Source organism: Symploca atlantica LB2515, assembly GCF_052546295.1.
This window is the reverse complement of sequence record NZ_JBQWMT010000001.1, coordinates 2,986,983-3,012,880: the sequence shown is the minus strand read 5'-3', so window position 1 is coordinate 3,012,880 and position 25,898 is coordinate 2,986,983. Positions and strand designations below refer to the sequence as shown.

Annotated in this window: 25 protein-coding genes; 8 read left to right on the top strand and 17 right to left on the bottom strand. The window is 43.5% G+C overall.

The features are described from left to right. Positions 1 to 49 precede the first annotated feature (49 nt). A complete protein-coding gene (locus ACT7WV_RS12515) occupies positions 50 to 877 on the bottom strand; it encodes an SDR family NAD(P)-dependent oxidoreductase (protein ID WP_445103207.1) in 828 nt (275 codons plus the stop codon). Between the two features lie 953 nt (positions 878 to 1,830). Here ACT7WV_RS12515 and ACT7WV_RS12510 point away from each other — a divergent pair. After that, positions 1,831 to 2,337 (top strand): orange carotenoid protein N-terminal domain-containing protein, encoded by a 507-nt coding sequence (locus tag ACT7WV_RS12510; protein ID WP_445103206.1) that lies wholly within the window; start codon positions 1,831 to 1,833, stop codon positions 2,335 to 2,337. Positions 2,338 to 2,447: 110 nt separating this feature from the next. Here the strand turns inward: ACT7WV_RS12510 and ACT7WV_RS12505 are convergent, their stop codons facing one another. The 4 genes from ACT7WV_RS12505 to ACT7WV_RS12490 all read right to left on the bottom strand — a co-directional run bounded on the left by ACT7WV_RS12505 (position 2,448) and on the right by ACT7WV_RS12490 (position 6,305). Then, positions 2,448 to 2,933, bottom strand: coding sequence for a hypothetical protein (locus ACT7WV_RS12505; protein ID WP_463424251.1), 486 nt, complete (start codon positions 2,931 to 2,933; stop codon positions 2,448 to 2,450). A gap of 134 nt (positions 2,934 to 3,067) precedes the next feature. Then, positions 3,068 to 3,496: an FKBP-type peptidyl-prolyl cis-trans isomerase gene (locus tag ACT7WV_RS12500; protein ID WP_463424250.1), complete on the bottom strand. Its 429-nt coding sequence runs from the start codon at positions 3,494 to 3,496 to the stop codon at positions 3,068 to 3,070. Positions 3,497 to 3,996: 500 nt separating this feature from the next. Then, positions 3,997 to 5,007, bottom strand: coding sequence for a hypothetical protein (locus tag ACT7WV_RS12495; RefSeq protein WP_445103203.1), 1,011 nt, complete (start codon positions 5,005 to 5,007; stop codon positions 3,997 to 3,999). 56 nt (positions 5,008 to 5,063) lie between these two features. Continuing rightward, positions 5,064 to 6,305: an IS701 family transposase gene (locus ACT7WV_RS12490; RefSeq protein ID WP_445101212.1), complete on the bottom strand. Its 1,242-nt coding sequence runs from the start codon at positions 6,303 to 6,305 to the stop codon at positions 5,064 to 5,066. A gap of 180 nt (positions 6,306 to 6,485) precedes the next feature. Here ACT7WV_RS12490 and ACT7WV_RS12485 point away from each other — a divergent pair, with 180 nt between their 5' ends. Continuing rightward, positions 6,486 to 6,686, top strand: coding sequence for a plasmid partition protein ParG (locus ACT7WV_RS12485; protein ID WP_445103202.1), 201 nt, complete (start codon positions 6,486 to 6,488; stop codon positions 6,684 to 6,686). A 138-nt stretch (positions 6,687 to 6,824) separates the two neighbouring features. Here ACT7WV_RS12485 and ACT7WV_RS12480 read toward each other — a convergent pair whose 3' ends face one another. From ACT7WV_RS12480 to trpS, 4 genes are all read right to left on the bottom strand, one after another. Beyond that, complete coding sequence (locus ACT7WV_RS12480; protein ID WP_445103201.1) at positions 6,825 to 7,550, bottom strand: Uma2 family endonuclease; 726 nt, start codon at positions 7,548 to 7,550, stop codon at positions 6,825 to 6,827. 567 nt (positions 7,551 to 8,117) lie between these two features. Further along, positions 8,118 to 9,710, bottom strand: coding sequence for a mucoidy inhibitor MuiA family protein (locus ACT7WV_RS12475; RefSeq protein WP_445103200.1), 1,593 nt, complete (start codon positions 9,708 to 9,710; stop codon positions 8,118 to 8,120). Between the two features lie 151 nt (positions 9,711 to 9,861). Beyond that, a complete protein-coding gene (locus ACT7WV_RS12470) occupies positions 9,862 to 10,836 on the bottom strand; it encodes a methylenetetrahydrofolate reductase (RefSeq protein ID WP_445103199.1) in 975 nt (324 codons plus the stop codon). A gap of 81 nt (positions 10,837 to 10,917) precedes the next feature. After that, on the bottom strand, positions 10,918 to 11,928 hold the full coding sequence (gene trpS / locus ACT7WV_RS12465; RefSeq protein WP_445105637.1) for a tryptophan--tRNA ligase: 1,011 nt from the start codon (positions 11,926 to 11,928) through the stop codon (positions 10,918 to 10,920). Positions 11,929 to 12,168: 240 nt separating this feature from the next. Here trpS and psb28 point away from each other — a divergent pair, with 240 nt between their 5' ends. Continuing rightward, a complete protein-coding gene (psb28, locus tag ACT7WV_RS12460; protein WP_445103198.1) occupies positions 12,169 to 12,507 on the top strand; it encodes a photosystem II reaction center protein Psb28 in 339 nt (112 codons plus the stop codon). A gap of 117 nt (positions 12,508 to 12,624) precedes the next feature. On the opposite strand, the gene ctpB is transcribed toward psb28, so the two are convergent. Further along, on the bottom strand, positions 12,625 to 13,944 hold the full coding sequence (gene ctpB, locus ACT7WV_RS12455; protein WP_445103197.1) for a carboxyl-terminal processing protease CtpB: 1,320 nt from the start codon (positions 13,942 to 13,944) through the stop codon (positions 12,625 to 12,627). A 497-nt stretch (positions 13,945 to 14,441) separates the two neighbouring features. Here ctpB and ACT7WV_RS12450 point away from each other — a divergent pair, with 497 nt between their 5' ends. Beyond that, a complete protein-coding gene (locus ACT7WV_RS12450; protein WP_445103196.1) occupies positions 14,442 to 14,885 on the top strand; it encodes a YdcF family protein in 444 nt (147 codons plus the stop codon). A gap of 138 nt (positions 14,886 to 15,023) precedes the next feature. Here the strand turns inward: ACT7WV_RS12450 and ACT7WV_RS12445 are convergent, their stop codons facing one another. Further along, positions 15,024 to 15,173 (bottom strand): hypothetical protein, encoded by a 150-nt coding sequence (locus tag ACT7WV_RS12445; RefSeq protein WP_445103195.1) that lies wholly within the window; start codon positions 15,171 to 15,173, stop codon positions 15,024 to 15,026. 118 nt (positions 15,174 to 15,291) lie between these two features. Here ACT7WV_RS12445 and ACT7WV_RS12440 point away from each other — a divergent pair, with 118 nt between their 5' ends. Then, positions 15,292 to 16,215: a hypothetical protein gene (locus ACT7WV_RS12440; protein ID WP_445103194.1), complete on the top strand. Its 924-nt coding sequence runs from the start codon at positions 15,292 to 15,294 to the stop codon at positions 16,213 to 16,215. A 201-nt stretch (positions 16,216 to 16,416) separates the two neighbouring features. On the opposite strand, the gene recJ is transcribed toward ACT7WV_RS12440, so the two are convergent. The 4 genes from recJ to ACT7WV_RS12420 all read right to left on the bottom strand — a co-directional run bounded on the left by recJ (position 16,417) and on the right by ACT7WV_RS12420 (position 20,647). Beyond that, positions 16,417 to 18,858, bottom strand: a complete 2,442-nt coding sequence (gene recJ / locus ACT7WV_RS12435) for a single-stranded-DNA-specific exonuclease RecJ (protein WP_445103193.1) — start codon at positions 18,856 to 18,858, stop codon at positions 16,417 to 16,419. Positions 18,859 to 19,345: 487 nt separating this feature from the next. After that, positions 19,346 to 19,534 carry a hypothetical protein gene (locus tag ACT7WV_RS12430; RefSeq protein WP_445103192.1) on the bottom strand — a complete coding sequence of 63 codons (189 nt, stop codon included), beginning with the start codon at positions 19,532 to 19,534 and terminating at the stop codon, positions 19,346 to 19,348. Beyond that, the gene (locus tag ACT7WV_RS12425) at positions 19,527 to 20,363 is read right to left on the bottom strand and encodes a hypothetical protein (RefSeq protein WP_445103191.1); all 837 of its coding nucleotides are present in this window, start codon (positions 20,361 to 20,363) and stop codon (positions 19,527 to 19,529) included. The genes ACT7WV_RS12430 and ACT7WV_RS12425 overlap by 8 nt, the downstream gene beginning before the upstream one ends. Positions 20,364 to 20,383: 20 nt before the next feature. After that, entirely contained in the window at positions 20,384 to 20,647 is a 264-nt protein-coding gene (locus ACT7WV_RS12420; RefSeq protein WP_445103190.1) for a DUF2584 family protein, read from the bottom strand. A 580-nt stretch (positions 20,648 to 21,227) separates the two neighbouring features. Between ACT7WV_RS12420 and ACT7WV_RS12415 the strand changes: the two genes are divergently transcribed. Genes ACT7WV_RS12415 through ACT7WV_RS12405 form a run of 3 tightly spaced genes read left to right on the top strand, consistent with a single transcriptional unit; the run spans position 21,228 to position 24,321 of the window. Then, positions 21,228 to 22,961 (top strand): Mu transposase C-terminal domain-containing protein, encoded by a 1,734-nt coding sequence (locus ACT7WV_RS12415; protein ID WP_445103189.1) that lies wholly within the window; start codon positions 21,228 to 21,230, stop codon positions 22,959 to 22,961. Further along, the gene (locus tag ACT7WV_RS12410; RefSeq protein WP_445103188.1) at positions 22,961 to 23,809 is read left to right on the top strand and encodes a TniB family NTP-binding protein; all 849 of its coding nucleotides are present in this window, start codon (positions 22,961 to 22,963) and stop codon (positions 23,807 to 23,809) included. The genes ACT7WV_RS12415 and ACT7WV_RS12410 overlap by 1 nt, the downstream gene beginning before the upstream one ends. Beyond that, positions 23,809 to 24,321, top strand: a complete 513-nt coding sequence (locus tag ACT7WV_RS12405; protein ID WP_445103187.1) for a TniQ family protein — start codon at positions 23,809 to 23,811, stop codon at positions 24,319 to 24,321. The genes ACT7WV_RS12410 and ACT7WV_RS12405 overlap by 1 nt, the downstream gene beginning before the upstream one ends. Before the next feature lie 83 nt (positions 24,322 to 24,404). Here ACT7WV_RS12405 and ACT7WV_RS12400 read toward each other — a convergent pair whose 3' ends face one another. Both ACT7WV_RS12400 and ACT7WV_RS12395 read right to left on the bottom strand, forming a co-directional pair. After that, positions 24,405 to 25,514, bottom strand: coding sequence for a HigA family addiction module antitoxin (locus ACT7WV_RS12400; protein ID WP_445103186.1), 1,110 nt, complete (start codon positions 25,512 to 25,514; stop codon positions 24,405 to 24,407). Next, positions 25,507 to 25,842: a hypothetical protein gene (locus ACT7WV_RS12395; RefSeq protein WP_445103185.1), complete on the bottom strand. Its 336-nt coding sequence runs from the start codon at positions 25,840 to 25,842 to the stop codon at positions 25,507 to 25,509. Before ACT7WV_RS12395 ends, ACT7WV_RS12400 begins: the two co-directional genes overlap by 8 nt. Between the last annotated feature and the right edge of the window lie 56 nt (positions 25,843 to 25,898).

The following is a 25,898-nucleotide window of genomic DNA, read 5'->3' as shown; positions in this document are numbered from 1 at the left end:
CCCAAACCATCCTCAAAGTTAGGGTAATCTGGGGGCAGCAAGTTGCAGATTACTTAGCAGAAAGATTAAGCGATCCAACAAACTTCTGATAGCGCTTTTGTCTCTCCCTAGACAAAGGAGCTGCCATGAGCAAAATTTTCTCTAGCAGCCAAGGGGCAAGGCGGTTAAACCACACGGCTAAATGACTTTGCCACCCTACCAAGATTTCCGCTGACTCTCTGCGCAGTCCATTGACAAGCACTTGAGCCACTTGTTGGGAAGTCATCGGCACTACCCAGCGAAATAACTTTAAATCTCGCGCCATGTCGGTATCAGTGAGAGACGGTAGCAACGCCATAACTCTGATATTGTGTTCAGCTAGTTCCCCACGCAAAGCTTGAGTAAACCCCAAAATGGCAAACTTGGTGGCTGAATAGGTAGCCATTGTTGGTGCTGCCACTTTGCCCATCAAGCTAGAAACATTAACAATTGTCCCTTCTCCTTGCTTTGCCATGCGTCGGGCTACTGGATGAGTAATCGTGTACATTCCCATTAAGTTAATGGCGATTTCTTCATGTACTTTTGGTAGTTTGGAATGCAAAAAGGGAGCCTGGTGTGCTACCCCGGCACAGTTGACTAGTAAATGAATGGGACCGTGATCCCGCCAAGCTTGGGCAATTGCCGTATTTATCAGTACTGGTCGAGTCAAATCTAATGGTAGGGAGACAACTTCTACACCTAGCGCTTTAATTTCGCCAGCCACTTGAGCCAATTTTTGGCGATCGCGCGCCACCAGCAACAAGCGTTTGACTCCTTGTTGGGCTAATTCTATAGCGATAGCACGTCCAATACCACGGGATGCTCCGGTAACCAGAGCAGTTTTTCCTTGAATATCCATAATTAAAATCTCCAGAGTTTAATTCTCACTTAAGTGAGGGTTTACTCATCAGTTGCCGACAGTGGAAGCGGGAGAAGCAAACTGTGAGTCAGTAACTCGCGATGTCAAAAAATTTTTCCGGCAATCCGGGAATTAGTGGATCGGTGAAGAGTCTCAATTGACGTAGAGCATGATAGTAAGTCTCCTTGATCCGAGTGTTTACCCTAAAAAAACTTCTTACTCACAAGCTAACAATGGCAGCAAGTACCTGCAACATTTATTAACCAAAAACAGCGATTGTTACTTTCTTACATACAGCTCTCAGGATCTTTTGCTTATTTAGGAGCTAAACCAATGGCTGTCTGAAGCGAGCAGTGAAGGGATAGAGTTAATTAATGGTCTTTTCCTTCGCAAGGGAAATTATGAGAAAGCTGAAGTTTTCTCCAAGATATCTGATATCAAGTTCTTAGCAAAGTTATTAATCCTTACCTCAGCTTTTCAGGGAAGCCAAGCTTCTGTCACGAAAAGATTTTCACTGCCTCTGCAATAAACGCTGATCTAGTCTTTATCTGCTGTGATACATTAGATGTCTTCTATCTTAAGTGTGGGGTATAAGACACATGAACGCAGTAAAACTAACCTAGAGAAACTGTTATTTAGAGTACATTTAGTTGAAACCTTCTCCGCTTACATGCAACTCACAGATCACCGAGTTTAATGAGTGAAGTCACAGCAATATATTTCAAGAATTCATTACACTGCCTGATAGTGAGCAAATAGTGACTTCTTAACCTTAAGAAGCTGCTGAGGTTTTCAAGAACTTAACTAGTTTTTTACAAATGACCTCTAAGCTAGTGAATATAACCATCTAGCTTAGAGGTCAGCAATTCAGACAAACAATTGAGCTTATTTTCTCTAACTCTTAAATCTCAAAAAAATTTGACGCCTAGTTAACTAACAGGGAAGGTCTACAAATGAGTTTCGCCAATTACCAAAGTTTCAATCCAACCCTGAACCAGACCAAAGCAGTTCCTAATACAGTAGCCGCCTTCAAGCGCCTCAATGGCGATGAACAACTAGGTCTACTGTGGCTAATTTACGAATACCTCGACAGGGGAGGTTGGAGTACAATTGCCTCTCCTGGGGTGGCACGGCTTCAGTTGACAGGAGGATTGCTCGATCAAATTAAAGCTATGTCTCACACTAAGCAGTCGCAGGTAATGCGAGATTTGCTTAATCAAGCAGATACTCCGATTACCCGCGCTTACGGAATCTTGAGTAATAATAATAAGCTAGCTTTCTGGTATCAGCTAGCTGGGTTAGTTGGTTCTGGTGAGTTTGTCCCAGTGCCACCAGACTATCAACTCTCACCAGCAGCAGCTGAGGTGTTTGATAAGATTGCACTACTGGACTTTGGTCGGCAAATTCAGGTTTTGCGCCAGGTTATGTTGACTATGGGTATTGATCCACTAGCCGTTTGACTTGTTCCCCGCATTTCAAGCAGCAGAGAAATCGAGAATAGAAAATGGTTAATTGAGCTGTACATACCAGAATCTAGCTCATAGTCTCAATTTTCTATTTTCCTTCTGCCTTACCTACCTAATAGTTGTTGCCGCCTGATTCTCAAATAAGTCCAGAGGGGGAATTGATAAAACTCCATCAAGAGCCAAAGTACAATAACCAAATGTGATAAAAATGTCAACCCGACCCAGACACCTGGTAACCAAGACAAGGAACTACCAGGATCTGGGGGAAAAGTATAAGCAGCCAGTCCAATCAAGGTAGTTGGCAGAGCCACAAAGCCGCTGGCTAATAACCATCCCACCCATCCCCACTCAAACCCTTCGGGGTGCGCCCCTACCCAACTCTTGCCATTCCAGCGCCAGAGTAGTGGGGGTTGCCGATCAGGCATTTTCAATAACTGCCCCTCTAAATCGGCGGTAAAAATGTAGCGATTACATTCACAAGCCATGGCTTCCATTAAAGGCATGGCTTGGATTTTACCAGCGCGACAGACTGGACAGGGGTAAATTTCTTGATAGTTTAGAGAGCTGAGTGCGTTTTTGGAACTTTCCATGCAACCAAGGAATCTTGTGAGCGACCAGAGGAAGAGGAAAGAACTCCCTTCCTCTTTATCGTTACTATAAGAGAGATAACTTGCCAGTTGAGTCTGACTCATTACTGGTCGCTTCACCCACCGGGTCGAAAATCCTAAGCAATTTCGACCAGCTGAATATCAAAGGTTAGGTCTTGCCCAGCTAGAGGGTGATTAGCATCTAACTTTACCATAGATTCAGTAACCTCTGTTACCAAAACTGGAACAACGCGTCCATTGGGTTGCTGGAGTTGTAATTGCTGACCTATTTCTGGTTCCAATTCTGGGGGCATTTGTTGTCTATTGACTTCCAAAATCATTTCTTCCCGGTGCGGACCATAAGCTTGATCCATGGGAATCTTTTCAGTTTTTGATTCCCCTGGAGTCATACCAACAACAGCTTGCTCGAAGCCTGGAATGACTTGCCCTGCATTGAGTTCAAACTCTAAAGGATCGCGACTAGTTGAGGAATCAAATACGGTGCCGTCTTCTAATTTGCCCGTGTAGTGAATCTTTACGGTATCACCCGATTTTGCTTGTGTCATTGTCATTGTCAATTTCCTGTGACGTTCTTTCCGGTTTACCCTAACAAATTGACGTACTCTCAACCTTTAAATCTTTGTAAGATTCTCCCTCTCATGGGCAGAGCTTTCTGCTTCTATGGATCTTGCTTAGACCAACAACAATCATCTGGTATTGATCCCCGGCACTACCCCCTCCGCAGGCAATTTGTTTGTTTAAAGACAGCCGTGCGTCCCACGGCAGTCCTAGGGATTTTTTGCCTAGGTGCGCTACCTCTAAAACCCGTCTTGTTTACTCCTGAACATTTAGCTTAACTAATGCTTTTTTGGGGATAGCAGTTGAGCGCTAAGCTAAGCTGTCAGGGGCTTTGAGCCGGCAAACATAGAAAAATACGTACCTTAAGCAATCCACCTCAGTAGGTGGAGCCTTAATTATAACCATAACCCCACTAGCGATTTATTTTTTGAAAAACCCTAGGTGTTTACTTTCGACTGAGGGAAATCACCTCTGCTAATGTACTGTCTCAGGAAAAATTTGGTGATCGCACAATCGATTTTTCCCAAGTTGCCCGACTCGGACAAAGTAAATTAACAATTTCTTGAGGAATCTCCTCAAAATGCTCAAAAAGAAAATCCATAAAAGCCAGATGATGTAAATCATGAGGCATCGGACGGCGATAGTTATTACCCCTCCTGAACCAACAGCGCACTGTAGAAATTGAGCGAGAGCAAATTAAGGCAATGACATCGTAAGTAACTTCCCACTTAGCATAGAATTGTTGCGGTGTCATCCCTAATTGACAATGGCTATAGAGGTTAATTAGATCGTGTTCTCGCTTAGTCAGAGTCCTGGGTTTACTACTTTTTGAGCCTCCGGGGTAGTAATTTCCCTCGGTAGTGTGTAGAGATTTCGCAAAAAAAGCCGTCTCGGTAGTCAAAGAGACAGGGAAATAGAACTCTTGTTCAACGTCTTCGGGATTAGAAGAGGAAAAGACTTCCTCTATTTCCATTTCTATGGGTTGAAGATCATCTTCCCAGGCAGTGTCAGCAACCAACCAGGTAGCACTGGGTGAGTCTTCATCGAGTCTGATTAAGTAGCGAACCGCCCACTGGTTGAGATGTTGGGCATAAGTAAAGAAGCGGCCAATGACAATACCCCAGTCAGTGGAGTTGTCGGGCGATCGCCACCTAACGCGATCGCCTTCTTGGTAGCAGGAAACCAAAGTAACGGGTAAGTTAATTGAAGCTGCTGGGATTTCTAGAGGAATGGGATCGCAAACTACATCCGAGTCGCCGTGACGAATGACGTTTAAATAACTAGCAATCAGCTTGCCTTTGAGATTCTGAGTTAAGCGCTGGATCAAAATAGCAGCTAAGCTTTCTAGTTCCTGTTGCTCTAAATTCATTTTCGCTGCACTGAAGTCAGCATCGGTGTAATTGCCCAGATACGATAGTAATTCTGCGATACCGAAATCTTCTAAGGCTTCTTGATAGGTAAAAGTGCGATCGCTTGTTTGGTTAATTGTTTTTACCATTCTCTCTTAGTTGGTGATGTATTGATGGTGTTTTCTTAATGGGACTTAGACAGATTTCAAGCCCAAACAAAGCCCAAAGCAGCTTTGTGAGCAAAGAATACGTCCCGATTGTGGTTCAACCACTCCATAAAACGGAAAGACATCGCTGTCCGAAACGCCTCTAATGCTTCAGTAAAGGTGTTTAAAGGTTTCGATGCCCAACGCCGTCTTAATCCTCCGGTTAAAGTGTGCCATAAAATAAATGTATAGGCACAAAACACAAGCATGAAATGTCTTATCAGGCTTCTATAATCTCTGACTTGATATTCAGATAAACCCAACCAGCCTTTGGCTTCCCGATAGAAAACTTCTACCCAATTTCTTTGAGAGTAGGTAGTTACTATCCAATCGGCTGTGGCTTTTGTTGATTCAACATTGGTAATAAAATAGTCAACATCACTAGCTTGGTCGAAGGTTGAGGCATTCATGACGATAGCAATTGTTCTCTTTCCTTCAAGCTGTGAGAGTTCAACTTCTACAGGAGCCACCCAAACGGTTTTCAGTTTATCTAGATTGATTTGAACAGGGGTAAAATCTTTTGGCGACAAGGATTCGGCTAACTTATCTAGGCGAATCTCTTCTCGTTGACTTATCCCTATTTCAATTATCACCTTACGGTTTTTGGCTAATCCTCCTATATACTTGAGTTTCCTTTTTTCCAGTTCCAGCAAAAACGTTGTGTTATTTCCATACCCAGCATCAATTAATACGATACCCGGTCGATATCCTCTGTTCATGCTGCGGTCAATTAATGCTAAGCCTAACTCCGGCTTTTTCTGGAATTCAATATCTTTTTTTCCTTCAGCTAAAGAACTAGCGTGTTGAGATAACTCTATATCTAACGGTAGGCTTTTTTTCCCATCATATAGATGAGTTGTTACCACTACTATTCCGTTGTCTGTCTTCCCGATTTCTCCAATGTACTGTCGTCCTACTCCCGCCGTGAAATTGCCACTTTTCCTATGTCCTGAGTCATCTACAATTAACGTGAATCCTCTACTTATTCGGGTTGGGCTACACTGATTCATCACCAGTAGACGCCGCTCATTTACCTGTTGAGCATTCCAGGGGGCTTCCGTTAAAAAATGATGTAATCGGTGGTAAGTCACTCCCACCGCGTTATCCGCCATTTGAGACAGGTTTTTTCCTTCACTTTCCCCTAATAATCCCCCAATATAGTTCCTAAACTCCCTTTTTTGCGCTTGATGTCTCCAGACATCATCAAAGCGTTTGCACCATCTATCGAAGCAAGGAGGCATGGCGGCGGGGGTTGTCTCTTTCCTGTCTTACACTCTAATGTCAAATGGCTGCCATGCCTAAATTATACCTTTATTAACTCTTTATTTTCGTTTAAGTCCCGTTAACTAATTTTATGGCAAAATAGCAAAACAGCACTAAAAATTGAAAAGATTTATAGCAATGAGACAATGGGAAGAGTAATGAGAAATTTGTCATCTATGTCTGAAGGGGAAAAGCCAGTATTTGTCAGGGGGCGAGTTCCCGAATCCCTTAGAGTACGTTTCAAGGCAACCTGTGCCTTAGAGGGGCGTGACATGGGAGATGTTTTGAAAGAATTGATTGAAAACTGGTTAGAAGAAAAGGAAAACCCCTTGCCTAGAAAAAGAAGTAGGGGGAGTTAGGCGAAATGGAAAATGAAAAATTGGTGACGACAAATAGAAAATTGAAAATTGAAACTATAAGTCAGATTCTGATCTGTGCAGCTCAATTTTCGGTTTTCAATTAACCATTTGCCGCCAAGCAATCATTAACTATTTTCATTACAGCTTATCAATATCAACTCCCAACTCATTAAGTCGTAACGCCAGTTTTTCGGCTCGTTCATCCGGAGTCAGAATTAAATTTCCTGAAGCATTTCTCCACCTTAACCACGCCCGATTAATATTGCGATAACTGCCTTGCCAGATGCCGATACTTAACTCTAATTCTGGCATCAGCAAGCGCCCCTCTTGGAGTTGTGCTGGTTCGTAGTGACCCCCGACAAGGCGAAATGCTTGGAAATCGTTGGTGTAACGATTAAAAACTATATAGTAAGGAACTCGCAGATACTGTTCATAAACTTGCCATTTGGTCGGTGGTTTTTCTAGTTGGTTCCTTACTTGACCCAAATCCTCTTCTGTCGTACCCGGAGAGGATAACTCCACCACTACAAACGGGCTAACCTGTTCCTGCCAAATTACATAATTCAAACGCAAGTCACGCTGATCATACAGCCGAGAGACGCCCACGATACCGAACCAATCTGGGCGTTTGTACCAACCGGGATGCCTGACATCGTAGTAAAGATTTAAATCACAAGCGCTGAACACCATGTCTGAGCTCCAGTTAGCAGGCTCAAAAGTGAACAACAATAGAGAAGATTGTAAAAAATGAAACTCGTCAGACAAACCAGGTTCCTCCGGATTTTCGCTTAGTAAGTCGTACATAGTCGGCAATGTTTGCCGAGGGGAAAGCGGTGGGTCAGATTGAGGGTTGAGGCGAGTCATAGTAGTTGGAGACTAGAAAAAAATCTCAATCTCAATCTAGAGGGTATTTGCTAGGCAGGGGACAGGGGGCGAGAAGTTAAATCAAGTATTACTAACAAGATACCAACGCTAATGCTGCGCTAGCCAAGAGACTTGTTGCATAAGTCAATAATTATCTGTATGTAAATCTTGTAACTTTTGCTTCACTTCCCAAGCGGTTGATGCCAATACTCAACTAGGAGGAGGCTAAAAACCATAGTTTTTAAAACACAAACTAACTTCAGCACCTGAGTTGCCATCGGCACTCTTGTCAAAATTTGGCTGTCATCTGCTGTGTTTAAGTTATTTTTCAGTATTTCTCGATGAACTTGTTCAACAAAGCAACATCACCGAATTTATCGCACTTTATTCAAAGTTATTGTGCACCAAGCAGTTCCCAATCACCCTGGCAGAAGTGAAGCAAGAGTTCGTAAACGCCGCCCGAAAGCTTACCCCTTAATGACAAAACCCGGACACGAATTACAAAAGCAGTTGCAAACTACTTAATCCGCAAGTCTTTCAGCTTTTCTTAGTGCCATTCCCCTAAAGCTAAATATCCATACCAACCACATTTAACTCCGCCGGATGCTCAACTTTAAACTGATAGTACAACTCTTGTTGGGAGTTAGAATCCAAGGTAAGTGACCATTGCAGCATACCCTTCTCATTCGTCTCTATCCGAGGACGGCAATCAGTCAAACTTACCTTGACTTGCTCGTGACGACTGACTGGTAACTGCTCAATTAATTGCAACTGAATAGTGTGTTGAGATAAATTTTTAACCATCAGTCTGTAAGCATAAAGCTTCTGATCTACCCAGCGTTCTACCAACTCACGGTCAATTTTCAATCCTTCATCAAGACCTAAGTTAGTCTTCAGTTCCTGACCTGGGGCAATTTTTTCTAGCTGAGTTGTACCCACAAAAGTATTATCGCAAAAGATATTCGCTTTGCCTGGTAACAGTGTTACTCCCGCCAGGGGATTATTGAGAGTTACCTGAAGATAGGCAAAATTCACCAACTGAGGCAAGGCAATGTACTCTGTCTGACAAGGGTAATCTTCTTGGAAAATGGTAGTTTGATGACTGGCATTATCACTGGGAATATGGCACAAACTACTTACCTCAAAACAAAGAATTCCTCCCTGTTGACAGATTTTGGCCATCGCCGCTTCAGCTTTGAGACGCTCTAAATCTTCTTCCGTTAAGGTTTCTTGTGTGAAGGCCATCCCGGCAAAAGGCATGGTGTTGGAGTAGTTTGAACTGACCAAGCTGTCGTAAACTGTCGAGGAATTTGTCTTTTTTTCTGACCAACTTGGTTCTTGCACATCGATATACCAGAGGGGTAACTTGGGCAATTTTTTGCCTAATTCTGGTTTAGCGGTGGCTAAAGTTAGAGTTACATCAGACCAATCTTCACCGCTGTTTTGTCTAACTTGTGCTAAGTAGCTGAGATTAATTTTGTTTCTACTAGGGTGTAACCGCAAGTCGTAGAGTGGCACCCAACTAGCGCCAGTTACCAAGTAAGATACCTCTAGCTCAAACTTACCAGCCGCCGAGGGTGCTAAACTAACGAAAATACTAAAACTTTCGCTAGTACGAGGCGTAGCCAACTCTTGTAGCCGCTGTCGCAATATCTGCAACTGCTTGTCTAATTGTTCTTGCTCTTTCTCCCGTTCTACCAGCGCCTCAGAAAACTCTATGTACTGTTGGCCGACAAAATCTAGTAATTCCCTAATTTGATTTAAATCCGTAGACTCAGGATGTTGAGATCTGATCCAACGCTCTAGGTATTGGTTGCTCAAACCTTTGACAAAATTGCGCTGTAGATTGAGTAGAACCAGCAAATTTTGCAGATGTCGTCTTTGCTCCTCTATCTGCTCAATTTTTTGAGATAGGGGAGCAATGTCTTGAACAAACGACTCAGTCGCCTGATTTCTTTGAGTTCGCACCCCAACTAAGCTAACGGCTGCTGTACCAGAAACTGACACCCGTACCGACTCACTCACTAGAGTTACTGGTAGTTGAGCAATCACCAATTCCTGCTCTTGGCCCGTTAGCTGTACGATACCCCGGCGAGTCACCAGCGCTTGTTTGTGGTACACTGTCACTTTATAAATTCGGGTATCTAGCGTTTTTTCCATCGCTTAACTGTCGCTAAATCCTAGGTATGAGAGATGGATTGTCGGAATTGGCTAATGTACTGCTCAACATTAGGTTCGGGTACAGAGTATTTGCTAGTCGAGAACTTGGGTGATTTTATCCCAATCCTCAGTTACCAGTTCCTAGTTTTACTTAGACTTTCACTGGTAAAACTCCAGCCAAATCGAGAATCTGCGGAATTAAGTCTTCTCGCTTAACTGCCATCAGATGAACTCCTTGGCAAAGTTGCTGTGCTAACTGGACTTGTTCAGCAGCAATTTTCATCCCTTCTTGTAAGGGTTCCTCCGCTGCTGCCAATCGGTCAATGGTGTCTTGAGGAATATTAACACCTGGTACGTATTTGTTGATGAAATTGGCATTTTTAGCAGATTTGAGCAAAAATATACCCGCCAGGATCGGTTTGTTTGTGCCAGCCGCAATGGTATTCATGAACTTTTCTAGGCGATCAAAATCGCTAATCAGCTGGCTTTGAAAAAATTGCGCTCCGGCTTCCAGTTTACGCTCAAAGCGGCGCTGCAACCCCGACCAACTTTTAAGTTGGGGGTCAACAGCGGCACCAACAAACAAGTTTAAGGCTCCATCTGTCAGAGGCTTGTCATTGAAATCACAACCGTGATTGAGTTTATTAATCAATCGCAGCAAGCGTACTGATTCTAGGTCAAATACTCCTTTGGACTGAGGATGATCACCCGCCTTGATTGGGTCGCCAGTAAGAGCGAGGATGTTATGGATACCCAAAGCTTGAGCCCCCATAAGATCTGCTTGCAGGGCGATACAGTTGCGATCGCGACAAGCCACCTGACATACTGGCTCAATTCCCTGCTGCGCTAAAATTGCTGAAGCCGCTAGAGAAGACATGCGCAGCACAGCCCGAGAGCCATCAGTGACATTGACGGCGTGAACTCTACCTTTGAGAGCTTTTGCCATTTCTAGCATATGCCTAGGGTCACCTCCTTTAGGTGGTGCCACCTCTGCTGTAATTAAAAATTCTCCAGCCTCTGCCGCAGTGCGCAATCTGTGGGCAATGGAGTTTCTTGAGGAGTTGCTGTGGGCGAGTGCAACTTGAGATTCGGCATTCAGTTTCAAATCGGGCAGGGAATTACTCATAAATTCAAGTAAAAACTGGTAAATAATTCATAGATTCCACCCTTCTCCCTTTTTTAGCTGACTAATTGCTGCTCAACGAAGTTAGCTTGGCAAGGAATAACCAAGAGCTTTTTTCACTCTCGCTAAGGTTTCATTAGCGATTGCTTCTGCTTGTTGACGTCCCTCTCGCAACACCGACTCCAGATAGCCTTTGTCCTGCATTACCTGTTGGTACTTAGTTTGAATCGGTTTGAGGGCGGTAATGGCTGTTTCGGTTAGTAGAGGCTTGAACTGCCCCCAGCCCATATCTTGACACTCTAGCGCCACTTCTTCTTTTTTCTTATCAGAGAGCAGCGTATACAAAGTTAGCAGATTATTACACTCTGGGCGTTGAGGATTGTCAAACTCTAGGCCTTTGAGGGGGTCTGTTTTACAACGCTTAATTTTCTTTTGAATTTCTTCGGGGGAATCTAGTAAATTAAGCCGACTCATCTCCGATGGTTCAGACTTTGACATTTTTTTCGTGCCATCTGTTAAGCTCATCACCCTGGCACCTTCTTTGCGGATTATTGGTTCTGGCAGTTTAAGTACTGGTTTTTCTGGATTACCAAACTGGTCATTAATCCGAACAGCAATATCACGGGTTAGTTCTAAATGTTGCTTTTGGTCTTCACCTACCGGAACTTTATCAGCATCGTAGAGTAAGATATCTGCTGCCATAAGTACTGGGTAATCTAACAAGCCGACACTAACATTTTCTCCCTGCTTGATGGCTTTTTCCTTAAACTGGATCATACGTTCTAGCCAGTTCAGAGGCGTGATGCAATTGAGTAGCCAGGTCAATTCACTATGGGCCGAAACATGGGATTGCACGAAAATTGTCGAGTACTCTAAATCAATTCCACAAGCCAGGTAGAGAGCGGCGATTTTATAGGTGTCAGACTTAAGTGTTGCGGGGTTGTGAGGTACAGTAATTGCGTGTAAATCAACTACACAGAAGAAATTATCGTACTGGCTTTGAGCTTCAACCCAATTACGGATTGCACCTAAATAGTTACCCAAGTGTAAATTGCCAGTTGGTTGAACCCCAGATAGAACGCGCTGCTTACCCATTGATTTTGATTGCATGATTATGGCTGGACTGTTAGCACAGTAACTCCAGCGTCTCTAGTGTGTATCAGTTTTATCAATTTTGCCATTCTCCAGTCCAGTTTTTCTTCCCTGGAAGAAGATTCACCCCAAGGCACCAGCTAGGTTTGCTTTCTGGTCAGTTTTCTGTAAACATGCTCTTTAAACTCACCTGATGAGAAAATAGTTTGATCGCTCCTATAAAAAATTTAATTGGACTGACTCATGGCTGAAATTCAGTTTTCTAGAGGTGTTAACGAAGAAGTTATACCTGATGTACGCCTAACTCGCGCTCGTGACGGTAGCAGTGGCACCGCAACATTTTATTTTGATAAGCCCAAAGCGATCGACACAGAAACCAACGAAGAAGTTACTGGTATGTACATGATTGATGAAGAAGGCGAAATTGTAACGCGAGAAGTCAAGGGAAAGTTTGTCAATGGTCAGCCTACGGCAATAGAAGCCATTCACATCATGAAAACTCAACCGGAGTGGGATCGTTTCATGCGCTTCATGGAACGATATGCGGAAACTCACGGTTTGGGCTTCAGTAAATCTGAATAGACTACGAAAAAAGTACTCTTTTTTAGTAAGCTTTTGTAGTTAGTTTCCAGGAAGTAAAGTCAGCAGCTTTTGTCTAATTAGCCGCTGACTTTTGGCTTAATTGAAGAGTTCTTCCCTTTACCTGCGACTAACTGGTTCACCAACTTGGTTAGGAGTTTTCCTGGTAAGAACGTTTGTTTCTAACACCGTAATCGCCTGCTTGTATTGAGGATCATCCGGAGTTCCACGTAATTCAGGTTGAGTCATCAGTAGTCGCCGTTGTGTATTACTCAATTCCAGCTTGATATCTGGTGTAATTCCTTTATGGTTGATATCTAGTCCACTAGGCGGATAGTAACGAGAAATTGTCACCGCTAAACCGGAACCATCCGATAAAGAATGGACAGATTGCACCACGGCTTTACCAAAAGTTTGAGCACCAACAACCGTAGCTCGTTTATTGTCCTTCAAAGCGCCAGTCAGAATTTCACTAGCACTAGCTGAGTTACCATCAACTAAGATCGCTAAGGGCAAATTTGTTAGGGCTCTGTGGTTAGCGACATATTCCTGTTTACCGCCAACTCGGTCTACTGTGCTAACGATTGCGCCGTCATCAAGCCACATCCGGGCTATTTCAATACTGGCGTGCAGTAATCCCCCCGGATTGCCTCGCAAATCTAAGACATAGGCATCCACTTTCTCATTATTTAGTTTCTGAATTGCCTGCTGCATTTGCTCTGCGGCATGAGAGCTAAATTCATCTAAGCTGATGTAGCCCACACGCATCTTACCTTCGTCCCGGAGGGTGTAATGGACAGAAGGTAATTCAATTTGAGCACGATTGAGAGTCAGATCAAAACTGCCTTTCCCCTGTCGAGAAAGCTTGAGGGTAACTGGTGTCCCAACATCACCCCGAATTTTTTCTGAGGCTTCTTCCAGACTCATACCAATCGTAGATGCACCATCAATCGCCAAAATACCGTCTCCTGCCTTGACACCCGCCTCAAAAGCTGGAGAATTCTCAATGGGCTCAACTACTCTGAGTGCTTTGCTTTCCTCGTGAAGTTCTAGACGTATGCCAATTCCAGAAAGCTCACCGCTAGTTTGGCTGGTGAGTTGTTGAAATTTTTCAGGGTCTAGAAAACGAGTGTAGGGGTCTCCCAGAGGTTCTAGAGCTTTTTTGATTGCCTCATAGGCTTGCTCTTGAGAAGTATAATCTTTGCTGAGAAGTTCTTGCCGTGTTGCTTGCCAATCAACTTGGTTAAAGTCGTGGTCAACGTATTCCCGATTAACAATTTGCCAGACTTCATCAACCAGGTTTTTCGGGCTATCCTGAAGGGCTGCAAAGACACCACGACTACCAAGTGGCAATAAAAAAGATAGAGTTGCTGTTGCGGTAAGTGTTCCAGTGAAAATTAGGTCTCTGAGCCAAGGGAATTGTTTTGGGGAATGATTCATAGAGAGTGCTTGAGACAGGGTTGGCGTTAATTTTTTTTGGACAATCAGTGACAATTACTGTTAGCAGAAGCAGTTAATAAAATAGTTGCCTAAACCATATTCTTATTAGTATAGTTGTTGGCAAAAAACTGTTTTTTTTGTGAATAGCGTTAAGATTAACGCCTCTATCCTTTGGCTAAAAGCGTCAAGGAATACTGTTATCAAGATGTTCATCAAACATGTGGCTTTGACTGGTAAGGTTTTACTGATCTTGGACTTGTGCCGTTTTTGTGGAAAATAACGCCCGCTAAAGTGGTTGCTAAAAATTAAAGTCATTGTTAGAGAAATGAACGAGCGTTTTTTCTAGAGTATGAGACGTAGGCTGATTCAACGCTACTTGATGAGCTTCAAAAACCAGTCGTGTCTCAAGGGGCTACCGCGTCTGCTGTGCTGGGGGTTATTAAGCTTTGCCATACTCCTGAGTAGCTGGGCTATTGCTCAACCTCCTGAGATTGCAGGTGGCGGCGTCAAGACCAGTAGATGCTTCCTTCGTACTGGGCGGCAGTATTCGTAGAGAAGTCTACGTTGCTGAATTGGTGAAGCAGCACCCGTTACCCCGAGTTTTAATTTCCCGTGGCTCACAAGACCCCTGTATTTTTCAGATTTTTCAACAGGCAAAGGCTCCCCTCCACCGCGTGTGGTTAGAAAAGTGTGCCGATTCTACCTCTAATAATTTCTATTTTAGTATCCCTATTCTGCGTAATTGGGGGATTCGTAAAGTTAAATTAATCACATCCCCTACTCATCTGCTTCGAGCCAAGTGGATGGCACAAATTATTTTGGGGGATCAGGGGATCTGGGTAGAAGCTGAAATCGTTGAGGAGTATGGCATTCCGGGCAAAACCGAGTTCCCTCTCAAGACTGGAGTTGAGCTACTCGCAGTTTGGTTGGGACATTGTTGAGTCAATTTATTTAGCCTCAATGTTCGTAGTTAGTGCCGCTAGAGTCTGTAGATATGGCACAATGGCGCCAATCTAGTTTTGATTGTGAGCATCAATGGTGGCTGAAGTTGGATCGAAGTATTTTTCTACCAACCACTTCTATTCCGTGCGCTGTACAGTCGTGTTGGGCTGCTGGCGCTGGGCAATCTGGATTAATAATCTCAGTGCGTCGTTCACTGCTTCGTCATTGGGAAAAGCTTGAGCAACATCTTGAGCAAAGTTGTACTCAAGACGTAATTTATATTCCATTTCGCTTATCTTTTCCTAAAGTTTAGCAAGCTACGAAAATACACAAAGAACTAGTTGGTCTGCTAGTTTGTAACATAAGAGTATTATATTGTTGTAGTTTATTAATTCGAGTGCAGAAGTGGTAGATGAAGTTGATTTACTGAAACTTGTCATTGAAGTTGATGATGAACTAATGCAAAAGGGAACAGAACCCTTCCAACGTCCTTTGGCGGCATACACCATAATTGCACAACGATTGAAACCTGGCAGCAGTCCTACTCTTGAGTACTATCCGCTCTTCAATGCCGTTAATCAGATATACAAAGAGCTGTACCGTCCAGAAGATCTGTACATGCCGCCTATGCATATCGGAGCGTTTATGTTTCGAGATGTATTTTTCCCACTACGGATTCCAGTCATTTGCGGCTCACCTGCAATTAATCCAGTCAATTTCTTAACAGGTGTACCTGATATACCAAAAACATGGCTGTTTAACGATCAGCAAACTGGCTTGATGTTTTTTGATCAGGTTATTGATCTTATGGATTTTGTGTATGGGCTTGACGATCTAGAAAAAAGGGGTGAATTACCAGCAAAGACTATTGAATGGTGGCACTTGGCAAAGCAACAACTTGAAGCAGCGGCGGCAACAGTTTTAGGCTCATTCAACAAGTACGCTGTAATCCAAAATTGTTGTATTTCGACTGAGTTATTGCTCAAGGGTGCTCTTCTAGCAAATGGGCTCGATGAAGATACTCTAAAGAATGAGAAAAAAGGCTATGGTCACAAACTTGAAAACTTAGTGAATAGAACAAGTGAGCTTCTGCCTAGTATAGACCAAGCAACCTTACTATTTGTAGTTCAGCAGCTTCCAAATTACGTCAAAAGTCGCTATGAAGCTATGCAAGTCTCACGTCTAGAACTTGGAAAATTTTTAATGAATACCCAATTTATCAGTGGTGAGATCTTGCGGCAGTTTTCTGAGCGTAATTTTAGATCGGACTTTGCTAGAACACCAAATGATCAAGGGGACATCACTCATCGGACATTTCCTCAAAAATAGTGAACTAAAACAGGTGGCATGAGGTACTCTTTGCGGGAGCATCGCATTTTTATCGTTTGTAGTGTGTTCGCGTAGCGTGCGCCTAAGCACAAACATCTTGCTCCCGTATAATCGCAAGCGAGCAAGATGCTCGCACTATCCATATTTTTGCAAAATTGAGATGCACCCCTCTTTGCACTCCGATCTTCCTAATTAGATGATTTATAAATTGCTAGTAGTTTCCGAGACAAGTCCTTGGATAGTAGACAAAGGTACTTGATAAAAATATTGACGCAAAAACTGCTCTTCTTCGATTGCTGCGAGAAAGGCATGAATCATTTCATGATCACTGAGATCGGTAGATTCAGAAGAAATAGAAAGTGAGTCCCAGCTAATAGTTATTGAGCAGTTTTGATGTCTCACTACAAAGCCAAGGGACTCTAAAGCTTCTAGTCCTAAACTGAGAGCGCGATCGCTTAAATCTAGCTTATTCTGAAGTTGCACTAAGGTAGCTGATTGACCAGTGCGGCTGAGAAATTTGGCAATTCCGACTAACTGTTTCCAGATTTCCTGGGGTGAGAGTTGTAGCGGAGGAGGATAAGCGATCGCTAAGGGACGTTCTGCCTTGATTGCTCGTCTTAACCACACTTGCAACTGATCCCAACTGGTGGGACACTGGTCAAGGGTTAAGGGAGCAGTTTGAGTTGAAGATGGCAGCTTATCTGTTGAGCTTTCTTTTTGTGGGTTGTTAACTTTTAATCTGGCAATTTCTGAGTCTTGTCCACGCCAGTCTAATATCCAACTTTGCTGCGTGGAGAAGTTGTAGGAAGAGGCTGCTTGGTGCAGATCAATTAGACGCACTTCGGGACGTTTTTTGTAGTTGTTATAATCTAATTCAACCACGCAAGAGCATCTACCCTTGGGCACTTCATCTCGATAGTGTCCCCACCAAAGGCCAGGAAATCCGCTAGTAGTAGCGTCATCCCAAATAATAAACTCTGTTTTGATGTACTGTACTTTTCCACCCTTAAAGTCTTGGGTATTGCGATTCCAAACCTCATCAAACCAGCAATTTTCAATTAGTAACTTAGGTACAGGATTACCCATACCGCAAGGTTCGAGTAACTTAAGTTCCTGAAACAGTTCTTTCCCTAACTGCGCGACTGTAACAACTAGATCAGCAGTGAGTACAGGTGCCGTTAAACCACCAGTCGCAGCCGATTGTTGCTTAAGCTGCTGATTAATTGCTTCGGTGAATAGAGGAATATTCTCTACTGGTAGACTTAATCCAGCAGCAAAAGGATGCCCCCCAAACCGATGCAATAAGTGTTCTTGCGACTTCACCAACTCGTAAAGGTCAATATTATTTACCGAACGGGCAGAACCTCTAGCAATCTTTACTAACAGGGGATTAATGGGAGTAGTTTCTACTGCTGCAACAGATTCATTCCCAATAACATCTCCCCCATCTGTACTCAACAAAATAGTAGGGCGTCCGTACTCTTGGGCAATTTGTCCTGCAACTAAGCCTAAGACACCGACAGGCCATTGGGGGTCTTGCAAAACAATTACACTAGTAGTTGAAAGGTCAAGCTGAGCTAATTTTGCTTTCGCTTGCTCAGTAACATCCTTTTGCAAAGACTTACGTCGGGCATTAGCTAATTCTGTTTCTAATGCTAATTGTTCGGCACGTTTTTCATCATTAGTTGTCAGTAATTCTACGCAAAAGGAAGCATCTCCTTGAATACGGCTGACGGCATTAATTCTGGGCCCAAGTCCGAAAGAAACATCAGTAGGACGGTCACCACTACGCTTACACAGTTCTAATAAACGAGCAACACCAGGACGAGAACGGGTTTTCAACTGCTTTTGTAACTGTTCAATTCCCCTCTGGGCCAGGTAACGACAATCGCCACTTAATTGAACTAAATCGGCAATTAAACCAATCGCGACTAAATCCAGTAAATCTTCTAAGGGTTGCTGGGGAATTTGGGGCATCATCTCGTATGCAGCTTCCACCAACTTATAAGCAACAGCCACGCCGGAAAGATGGAATAGGGGATGAGTGGTGGCAAAATAGCGGGGATTGATAATTGAGACTACATTAGGGCGTTCTTCGGGTAAGGTGTGATGGTCTGTAATAATCACATCTATCCCTAAAACTTGGGCGTAATCAATCTCGCTCAGATTAGTACTACCAGTGTCGCAGGTAACGATGAGTTTGGTGCCTTCTGCTGCCAGTTTATCGATTCCTGGGCAGTTAAGTCCGTGGGATTCTGTGAAGCGATTGGGAATATAGTAAGTTAGCTGCTGGTTTTGAGGGAAAAACTCTCCCAGTCCCTCCCAAAGGACGCTAGTAGCAGTGATGCCGTCAGCGTCGAAATCGCCCCAAATGGTCACCTTTTCACCAGTTTCATAGGCTTGCCGTAGTCTTTGCACCGCCCGCTTCATTTCTTGCCCAAACTCACAGGGACTAGTGGGTTGATAATCGTCTGGGTTGAGAAAGCCGGCTAATTGTTCAGGGTTACGGATGCCCCGTTGCCACAATAGCTGGGCGGCCAAGAGTCCGTCTGAGTTAGGGGTGTAGGGTTTTACTGCTTCAAGAAACCACTGTGGTACTTGAGGCGGTGAGTTGACTTGCCATTGAATTTGCGGCTGAGACATTGGGGAATAAGTAATAAGTAATAAGTAATAAGCATGCCCTTGAGCGGAGCGAAGGGTAATAAGTAATAAGTAATAAGTCGGGCATTAGAAAGCGCAAAGGTGGGACAATTACACCTTTTGGATTTAGGGTTGGAGACTTAGTTAAAGCTGATAAATCTAAGGAAACATACCTGGGATACATTGGTGGATTTACCAACACAGATAAGTCCAAGAATGTATCGGTTTACGACTACTAGTAGAAGAGAATCGGTCAATTTACACCTAGCAAAGTGAAGTTACTGAAATAATGGTTTGTGTATGCAAGCATAATGTGGACGGCTTCGTCCCTACGCCGTCCCGCTATCCCTCCCCACCTTGTAGCCGTTTATTCTCGCCTGACGGCTGCGAAAATCCGGCTACTGAAGGTGGGGACTCTCGCGTTCTCGTTGAAAACTAATAGTTGATAGTCAAAAACAGTCTTTATAGTCATAAAATTTACCCGCGAAGTTTAGCCTTGACCTTTTCTATTTTTTCCTAGCAGTTTTCTCCACAATTTTTCAGGTTTATCTTCTTCATTATGGTCTCGATAAACAAAAGTTTTTGAGCTTCCATTATCCTGAATTTCTACTAATTCAAATTCTTTATCTGCTGGTTGTTCTATTTCTTTTCCCTGTTCTTTTGCTAGGTTTTCAGACATTATTCATCATTCTCCAAAGTAGCTCTATTTCCTGCTTTCTATAACGCATCCAATTAAGGGCCTCACTATGAAGTCCTCGATTTTGTAGCGCTTGAAAGTCTAGGTCATCAGTTGTGTCGATTGCCAGCAAGCCAATAATAGAATTTCCTTGAGAAAAGGCTAGTACTGTAACAGCTTTAATTTCTTGCTCAATGAGGTTTCTATTATCTTGGCTCAGAGGAACATATGTACTAGGAATGTTCTGCGGAGTAGATACATCGACAAACTCTACATGATACTTTTTGACCCTTGCAAAAGTATAGCCTAGAACTCCTTCATTGAAAGCAAATAGAGCATCTAATTCTTTTTCTTTTATATTCTCAGTTCGGCAAACCATCTGTAGACGCCATTGAAAAAAGCCTATTCTAACAGGAAGGAAAATAGAAGCACGAATATTATCACTAAGACTGTACTTCTGCCTAAGATTTCTATTAATAAGACTTTTTAATTTATTCTCTGTCCAAGGAAGCACATAAGTTTTAACCGCCGATTCCAATTCACCAATTTCTTGGGACTGTTCAATACTATCAAGAAGCCAGGTAAATAAATATACGGCTACAACAAAAATAATAGAGATAAGCTTGACAGTAGTTGGATTTTTAAAAAAATGCCAATCATTAGGTATTAAGCTATTCTTGCTTAAGAAAAAACTTTGGACATCTCCAAAGCTAATGACAACAAACTGCATAAAAGATATAATTAGGAGAGAAAGCTTAAAGATTCTAAATTTTCTTTGAAAATATTTTATTTCAAGTTGCAGTCCCCTAGCCAGCCGACTCTGCAAAGTCATGATTTTACATGCCTCCCCAATCACTTAACTGAAAAAGGTATGTCATATACCCTTTTTATTTCAAAAATGAGAAGTGTTTGATTATTTTCCCAAGTCAATTTACTAATAACAACATCTGCGTGGGCAAACCAGTCTTCATCTACCAAAGGAATAGGAACATCTACTGGTACAATTCTGTAGCCTTCTTTAGATGCTTGATACTGCAAACCTAGGTGGAGCTTTTCTGGATACCCTTGAGAGGACTTTAGTTTTAAGATGCTGTTAACTTCACAAGGCATTCCCATGTTTTTACTCTACTAAATTTCTTAGTCATCTTTGGTTTATTTAGGTACAGCGCTTTTAAGGTGAGTGATTTACGGAGATCCCCGACTTCTCCAAGAAGTCGGGGATTTTGCTTGGATATACTGTACTTTATAAACCTGAAATATCCTGTAGGTAACTCTTCGGATCGTCTTGGCGATCGCTTCTATTGTTTAGTGTTGTTCGTGTCTTTTTTGTTGATGACAACACTAATCACTGAAGTGCTAACGGCGATAAATAAAGTGTTATTAGACAAATTTAATTGTACATTAACAAAATAAACGTCGCACTTAACAAATTGATGTCGCAATGCAAACATGCATAAATTATCGAATAGCGAGGGTTTCAAGATTTTTAGTCAACTCAACCAATTACTCGTCTTTAACACTTTATGAGTCGCAAGGCTAATTATTTAACTCTTTATACGTCGCTTATCAGCAAAATCCATTACTCACCTCGTTATTAACTTTAACAAATTAGGTGTCGTATGCTGAAGCAGACAATACTATAATAATCTATCAGTTCACACTTATTTATCCCTCACTGACAAGGGATAGGTGAAGAATGTCCCAAAACTCACGAGAATTTTTTCCCTCTCAGGAAGATGTCAGTTCAACTGAAGATAACTGCGCCCCAAAATATCGGCTTCCTGGTGATGAACTCATTACGGATGAAGTCAGGCTCAAGATGGAGGTAATTGAGAGCCTTACGTCCCCGTGCGATCGCCAAACCTACAGTACTAGAAAGAGAGAAGCTGCCGAAAAACTGGGTGTAACACTGCGTAGCATTGAGCGGTTACTCAAAAAATACCAGGAACAAGGACTAGTTGCATTAACTAAAACCCGCTCTGACAAGGGAAAACGCCGTATTAGCGACGATTGGCAACAGTTTATTATTGAGACTTACCAGCAGGGGAATCAGGGTAGTAAGCGCATGACTCGCTTACAAGTATTTAATCGGGTCAAGGGGAGAGCAAGGCAACTTAATTTACCAAAACAGGACTATCCGAGTCACCAAACGGTTTACCGCATCCTGGATAAATATATTGAGGAAAAAGAAAGAAAACAGAAGGCACGCAGTCCAGGTTACTTAGGTTCACGACTGACTCACGTTACTCGTGATGGTCAAGAGTTGCAAATCGAGGGTAGTAATGATGTTTGGCAGTGCGACCATACTAGATTAGATGTGATGCTGGCAGATGAGTACGGCACTTTAGCACGTCCTTGGCTGACAGTTATTATTGATTCTTACTCCCGCTGCCTGATGGGATTTCGTTTGGGATTCGATGCACCCAGTTCCCAGGTGGTAGCTTTAGCTTTACATCATGCCATTTTGCCCAAGTCTTACGGTTCTCAATATCAGCTCCGTAACGAGTGGGGGAGCTATGGTAAACCTGTCTATTTCTACACCGATGGCGGGAAAGATTTCCGTTCTACTCATTTATTAGAACAGATTGCTGTTGAGTTGGGATTTAGCTGCTATTTGAGACGACGCCCTTCTGATGGTGGAATTGTCGAGCGCTTTTTTAGGACACTCAATGACCAAGTTTTGCGACTTTTACCGGGATATACGGGGTCGAATTTGCAGGAACGACCAAAAACAGTAGAAAAAGATGCTTGCCTCACCCTCCAGGATTTGGAAATGGTTTTAGTGCGCTACATCGTTGACGAATACAATCAACATACCGATGCCAGGATGAAAAACCAGAGTCGGATCGGGCGATGGGAAGCTGGATTAATGGTAGAGCCATATCTCTACAACAAGCTGGATTTAGCGATTTGCTTGATGAAAGAAGCACGGCGCACGGTGCAAAAATACGGCTGTATCCAGTTTGAAAATTTAACCTATCGAGCAGAACATCTCAGGGGTCGAGCTGGAGAAGTTGTTGCACTCAGATACGACCCGGATGATATCACAACTCTTTTGGTTTATGAACGCAAAGCCGATGGTACTGAAGAGTTTCTCGATTATGCTCATGCTCAGGAGTTGGAGACGGAAAGACTTTCCTTAAGAGAACTCAAGACAATTAATAAAAAACTCAAGGATGCAGCCGAAGCCATTAATAATGACTCGATTTTGGAGGCAATGTTAGAGCGGGAAGCTTTGGTTGAGGAGATGGCTAAAGCTAATCGTCAGCAGCGTCGCCAAGTTGAGCAGGAACGAGTTAATCCGGTGCAGTCGGTTGCTGAAAAATTTGCAGTTCCTGAACCAGAGGAAATGGAGTCGATGGGGGAAAGTGAGTCTGAACCAGCACGGTATGAAGTTCAATACATGGATGAACTATTTGAGGATGAGTAGTGCAAAACAGCGAACAGGTACAAGCAATTGCCCAGCATTTTGGTTCAATTGAAACGCCGACACCAGAGATTCAGGCGGAAATTGAGCGTTTGAGTCGTCAGCCTTTTTTAGAACTGGAGCGGGTGAAGTTGTGCCATTGCTGGATGTATGAGTTATTTATCTCCAGGATGACGGGTTTGTTGGTGGGAGATTCTCGTAGTGGTAAGACTGTCACTTCTAAAGCTTTTGCGGCACGGTGTAATAAGTTGCATCAAGGCAAGGGCAAACGGAGCCAACCTGTTGTTTATATCCAGGTTCCCAAGGGGTGTGGTTCGAGGGATTTTTTCATCAAAATTTTGAAGGCAATCGGACATCGAGCGACTAAGGGAACGATTACGGATTTGCGTGAGCGAACCCTGGATACGTTGGAAATGTTTCAGGTAGAAATGTTGATTATTGATGAAGCAAATCACCTGAAGCTAGAGACGTTTTCCGATGTTCGGCATATTTATGACCATGATGAGTTAAATATTGCTGTGCTTTTGGTGGGAACTACTACTCGTCTAAGGGCGGTTGTTAAGCGGGATGAGCAGGTAGAAAATCGGTTTTTAGAATGTTATGAGCTAGATAAGTTAGAAGATAAGGAATTTAAGGAAGCCGTGCAAATTTGGGAGCGGGATGTTCTCAGGTTGCCAGAGGCATCGAATTTGGCAAAGGGGGAAAACCTGAAAATTTTAAAGAAGGTGACTCATAGATTGATTGGTCGGCTGGATATGATTCTGCGTAAGGCGGCAATTCGTTCCTTACTCAAGGGATATAAGCAGGTCAATCAAGAGGTACTTAAGGAGATTGCTAAATCGGTGCGGTAATGGAAGATAGGGAAAATGGGCTATGGCTGAATCGGATTGAGCCTTATGAGGGGGAAAGTATTAGCCATTTTTTAGGTCGTTTTCGACGAGCAAAGGGTAATAAATTTTCTGCCCCTAGTGGTTTGGGGCAAGTGGCAGGAATTGGGGCAGTTGTGGCACGGTGGGAGAAGTTCTACTTTAATCCTTTTCCTTCTCGGCAGGAGTTGGAGGCATTGGCGGATGTGGTGATGCTGGATGTAGATAGGTTGGTTCAGATGCTTCCACCTAAAGGGGTGACGATGAAGCTAAAACCGATTCGCTTATGTGGGGCTTGTTATGGGGAGTCTCCTTGTCATCGGATTGAGTGGCAGTTTAAGGAGGTTTATAAGTGCGATCGCCACAACTTACGCCTATTACTCAAATGCACGAACTGTGAGACACCGTTTCCGATTCCGGCGTTGTGGGAAAAAGGGGAGTGTCCTCGTTGTCTTTTGCCGTTTGCGACGATGGCGAGGCGTCAGAAACCTGGTTGATAAGCTCTCGCTCTCCTCAATCATGTCAGTGTCTAACCGTTAGACACCAATTTCACTTTATTGAACTCGAAGAGTTAGCTTTTTCACTCATCAGACACCCACTCCAATCGGCACTTCAGTTCATTACAATGGCTGGGCGGTAAGTGTCCATCATGCTGAAGCCTCCCCACTACAATCCCCGGTGCAATCCCGATTTCTGATGCAAAATGGCGGATACCCGCTTTACTACGATGTTGACCCGATGCCAGGAATCGCTTCAACTGGTCAGGGGGAATCAGTATGTCTGCTGCGAATTTGTTTGCTTCTTCTTCCTTGTCTTGGTCGTCAGCACCCTGAACGTTTTTCCCCTCCAGAAAGACATCGCGCTTGCCATGCAGCAGAATGTGACCCGCCTCATGGAAAAAGGCAAACCACAAGTGGTCATCTGTTTTGTAACGTAGGCTAAGTTGAATTAACGCTTTGTGGGAAGTTAACCAGCGGGTAGCTCCACAAGTCCGTGTCTTAGGGAGTTGAGGCACAAAGACAACGGCCACACCAGCCGCAGCACACAACCGCACTACTTCCGGCTGAAAAATCTCTGGCGGTTCAACAGTTAGATCACGAATCTGTTGCAGTGTCTCCTTAAATTTGTTGGTATCGTAGGCAGCACACTCAATTTCAGAAGCTTCAATTTCCCCGCGACGCAGCCAAGCGGCAACCGCACCAGGGTCACTTTGAAACGCAGGAGACTTCCGAAAGTTGACATGAATGCCGCCACCCCAGAACTCTTTCCATTGTTCAGGGGAGGCGACGGCGAAAAAATTTAGCACTTCCCGTAGCTGCTCAACCTGATCCTGATAGAACTGAATCCATTTCTGCTTGATCATGTCCTTCACAGGTATTTGCTCAAGCCACGCGACTTGCTCGGACAGACGCGCTTGCTCTTCTTGCTGCGCTAATGCCTCCCGATAGTCTCGTTCGCGATTGTTCCAAAAACTGGCTGGGATGCCTAAAACTCTTTCTAGCTGTAATGCTGTCTCTGGGGTAATTGCTGCCTTTCCATTGATAATTTCGCTAATTGTCTTTTTGGGTCTCCCCATCCGTTCTGCCAGTTCAGCCTGAGACATCTCACGCTCCTCAAGGATTTCCTCAAGGGTCTCACCAGGGGGGGAAACATAGTCTGGCGTGTATTGATTTTGAATCACGTTACTCATGAGTATCCTCCACGCCGAGAATCCTAACAGCAGTTACTTTAGTCCAGTCGATGCCCCCATCTGATTTAGTTGGGATTGGCTCATCGGCTGGCTCCAATATAAGCCGATAGGGGTGATCCAAATCCAGCGATAACTGTCCCGAACGGTTATGAAGTAATTCATGACATCGCCCTGGAAGTGATCGCATCTCTTCAAGTACATCGGCTGCACGGAGGTCATCGAGCCGTCGCCGAATGCGTTTAGCCCTTTTTTGACCGTGTTTTTTCTCTAGAAGCTTCAGGTTATTGCACTCTTCTTTTAATCTGTTGTTTTTAAATACAATATCCATTTTACTAGCTTCTATCAAAATCGTTAACCCCAGGGGTTAACGATTTTCCCCAAGGC

Bases quoted from the DNA above. Each gene is read 5' to 3' on its own strand.
- ACT7WV_RS12515 (WP_445103207.1), bottom strand. From the start codon at position 877: ATGGATATTCAAGGAAAAACTGCTCTGGTTACCGGAGCATCCCGTGGT.
- ACT7WV_RS12510 (WP_445103206.1), top strand. From the start codon at position 1,831: ATGAGTTTCGCCAATTACCAAAGTTTCAATCCAACCCTGAACCAGACC.
- ACT7WV_RS12505 (WP_463424251.1), bottom strand. From the start codon at position 2,933: ATGGAAAGTTCCAAAAACGCACTCAGCTCTCTAAACTATCAAGAAATT.
- ACT7WV_RS12500 (WP_463424250.1), bottom strand. From the start codon at position 3,496: ATGACACAAGCAAAATCGGGTGATACCGTAAAGATTCACTACACGGGC.
- ACT7WV_RS12495 (WP_445103203.1), bottom strand. From the start codon at position 5,007: ATGGTAAAAACAATTAACCAAACAAGCGATCGCACTTTTACCTATCAA.
- ACT7WV_RS12490 (WP_445101212.1), bottom strand. From the start codon at position 6,305: ATGCCTCCTTGCTTCGATAGATGGTGCAAACGCTTTGATGATGTCTGG.
- ACT7WV_RS12485 (WP_445103202.1), top strand. From the start codon at position 6,486: ATGAGAAATTTGTCATCTATGTCTGAAGGGGAAAAGCCAGTATTTGTC.
- ACT7WV_RS12480 (WP_445103201.1), bottom strand. From the start codon at position 7,550: ATGACTCGCCTCAACCCTCAATCTGACCCACCGCTTTCCCCTCGGCAA.
- ACT7WV_RS12475 (WP_445103200.1), bottom strand. From the start codon at position 9,710: ATGGAAAAAACGCTAGATACCCGAATTTATAAAGTGACAGTGTACCAC.
- ACT7WV_RS12470 (WP_445103199.1), bottom strand. From the start codon at position 10,836: ATGAGTAATTCCCTGCCCGATTTGAAACTGAATGCCGAATCTCAAGTT.
- trpS (WP_445105637.1), bottom strand. From the start codon at position 11,928: ATGGGTAAGCAGCGCGTTCTATCTGGGGTTCAACCAACTGGCAATTTA.
- psb28 (WP_445103198.1), top strand. From the start codon at position 12,169: ATGGCTGAAATTCAGTTTTCTAGAGGTGTTAACGAAGAAGTTATACCT.
- ctpB (WP_445103197.1), bottom strand. From the start codon at position 13,944: ATGAATCATTCCCCAAAACAATTCCCTTGGCTCAGAGACCTAATTTTC.
- ACT7WV_RS12445 (WP_445103195.1), bottom strand. From the start codon at position 15,173: ATGGAATATAAATTACGTCTTGAGTACAACTTTGCTCAAGATGTTGCT.
- recJ (WP_445103193.1), bottom strand. From the start codon at position 18,858: ATGTCTCAGCCGCAAATTCAATGGCAAGTCAACTCACCGCCTCAAGTA.
- ACT7WV_RS12430 (WP_445103192.1), bottom strand. From the start codon at position 19,534: ATGTCTGAAAACCTAGCAAAAGAACAGGGAAAAGAAATAGAACAACCA.
- ACT7WV_RS12425 (WP_445103191.1), bottom strand. From the start codon at position 20,363: ATGACTTTGCAGAGTCGGCTGGCTAGGGGACTGCAACTTGAAATAAAA.
- ACT7WV_RS12420 (WP_445103190.1), bottom strand. From the start codon at position 20,647: ATGGGAATGCCTTGTGAAGTTAACAGCATCTTAAAACTAAAGTCCTCT.
- ACT7WV_RS12415 (WP_445103189.1), top strand. From the start codon at position 21,228: ATGTCCCAAAACTCACGAGAATTTTTTCCCTCTCAGGAAGATGTCAGT.
- ACT7WV_RS12405 (WP_445103187.1), top strand. From the start codon at position 23,809: ATGGAAGATAGGGAAAATGGGCTATGGCTGAATCGGATTGAGCCTTAT.
- ACT7WV_RS12400 (WP_445103186.1), bottom strand. From the start codon at position 25,514: ATGAGTAACGTGATTCAAAATCAATACACGCCAGACTATGTTTCCCCC.
- ACT7WV_RS12395 (WP_445103185.1), bottom strand. From the start codon at position 25,842: ATGGATATTGTATTTAAAAACAACAGATTAAAAGAAGAGTGCAATAAC.